Consider the following 1,892-nt stretch of genomic DNA (forward strand, 5'->3'; position numbering starts at 1 on the left):
CCATGCTTGCCGCAATAGAGCTTGCCGCCAAAGACCGCATTTGCGCGTTTGCCGGTGATGGCCTGGTTTCGTCGCCATTCCCGGGAACGGTTAATGGAGACTTCGCGCTTCTCCTCTTCTGTCGTGACTTTCGGGGTCAGCTTGCGTTCCCGTTGCCTAGACGAACGTAGATCAAGGGCTCGTTGTACGTTGGCAAACAGGTTTTCATCGACAATGGCCAGTTCGGGTATCGGCACTGTTACCCATTCGCTTTCCGGACGCATGATAGAGACTCGGTTGCCGGTTTCCGGGTGTTTGCGATACTGCATCTTATTGAACGTTATGGTGCCGTTATATAGCGTCTGACGCAGCAGGCCGGTCTGGCGGACAAAAGAACCGACAAGCGTTGTCGGGGCCCATTTCCCGCCGTTTGGTGCATCAATACCGCGTCGATTGAGGTCTTCACATATATGTTTGAGTTTCTGGCCGGAAGCATATGCAGCGAAGATATCGCGGACGATTGCGGCTTGTTGCGGGTTGATCGTTCGTTTGCCGCGTATAGGCTCGCCTGCTTCGTCAAGTGCGTGCACCAGATCATAGCCATAGAGCTTCCCGCCAGGTACGCCGCCACGCAGGACGGCGGCAATAACGCCTCTGTGGGTTTTTTCGGCCAGATCCTTGAGATAGAGCGCATTCATTGTGCTTTTCAGGCCAATATGAAGCTCGTTGATCAGCCCTTCGCTGACAGTTTCAACAGGGACACCGAGGAAGATCATTTTCTTGAAGAAATTGGCCGTATCTGCCTGATCACGGCTGATGCGGCTTAAATCTTCTGCGATGACAACATCAAACCGACCGTCAAGCGCGCCAATCAGCAAGGCATTGATGCCGGGGCGGTTTTCGATGTGAGCTCCGGACAGGGCCTCGTCGCGATATACCTCAACAACATCATATCCCTTGAAACGGCAAAATTCCTGACAGCGGCGGATTTGATCTTCTGAGCTCGTCCCTTGTTTGTCTGTCGAGTGACGAGCGTAAATTCCAGCTCTCAAGGAAGCCTCGTATTCTGGTTATGTTCTTATGATCGGTGAACAGGTCGGTTCAGGTAGGAAGGACGGGGGAACGGCCTCAATGCCGTCGTCTCTGCCAACTGACCCATTCCGGCATGAAGGTGCCGATACCTGGAGCAAGGATCTCAGCAATGATTTCGTCATTGAAATCGGTTTTTTCGAAAAGCTGGCGGGCAACGCCCTGGAACTTGTCGTGGGTTATCCGGCCTTTAACCAATGAACGGTTTTCTTCGAGCAGGCTGATTTTGTCACGAAGAGCTTCGATCAGTTCCTGCTGGTAGGTGCCTTGTGCTGACAGTGTCGTCTCAGCATGATATGCGCCGGTTTTTCGGATGGATGGCAGGACCTCGGATGTTACCCACTTTTTGAAACGCTTTGCTTCAGGCTTTCTGCTTCGAAGGATCAGCGAATAGAGCCCGCTTTCATTGATGATCAGCAAATTCTGATCACCGCCAGCGGTCCCCACAATGTGTGTACCCTTTTCGTCATCATCGAGATTTCGCAAACCGTTTTCCGCATCCCGATAGCCGAGTGCTTTACACACATCTGTCCCTACAGCCCAGATCTGGCCATCAATTTCGATGGCGCGAAAGTCAACGCTATCGAAGTTAAAGGTGATGATTTCGCTCATTTCAGCCCCTTGTCTGTCGATGATGCGTATTCCGCTCTGGTTGTGGACGCGCATCGGGATTCTTCTGATTACTCGACCGGGTGACTACTGCGCAAGTGTAAAAAGGCATGCTCTCGTAAGAATAGGTTTCTTAAAAAATGTAGCGATAACAGTGCATTGCAGAAGAATGCATGAGAGTGCATAAGATTGCACGAAAATGCAAAAGATTGCAT

General features: G+C 51.5%; 2 protein-coding genes. Both read right to left on the reverse strand.

What is annotated here, in order from left to right; genetic code table 11:
• The coding region (locus AAC599_RS20125) for a recombinase family protein (RefSeq protein WP_340152151.1) at positions 1-1,031 on the reverse strand (1,031 nt) is incomplete at its 3' end.
• A 76-nt stretch (positions 1,032-1,107) separates the two neighbouring features.
• On the reverse strand, positions 1,108-1,680 hold the full coding sequence (locus AAC599_RS20130; RefSeq protein WP_340152152.1) for a Bro-N domain-containing protein: 573 nt from the start codon (positions 1,678-1,680) through the stop codon (positions 1,108-1,110).
• Positions 1,681-1,892 lie beyond the last annotated feature (212 nt).

Origin of the sequence: uncultured Sneathiella sp., from assembly GCF_963976355.1 — a bacterium.
Lineage (GTDB): Bacteria > Pseudomonadota > Alphaproteobacteria > Sneathiellales > Sneathiellaceae > Sneathiella.

Bases quoted from the DNA above. Each gene is read 5' to 3' on its own strand.
- AAC599_RS20130 (WP_340152152.1), bottom strand. From the start codon at position 1,680: ATGAGCGAAATCATCACCTTTAACTTCGATAGCGTTGACTTTCGCGCC.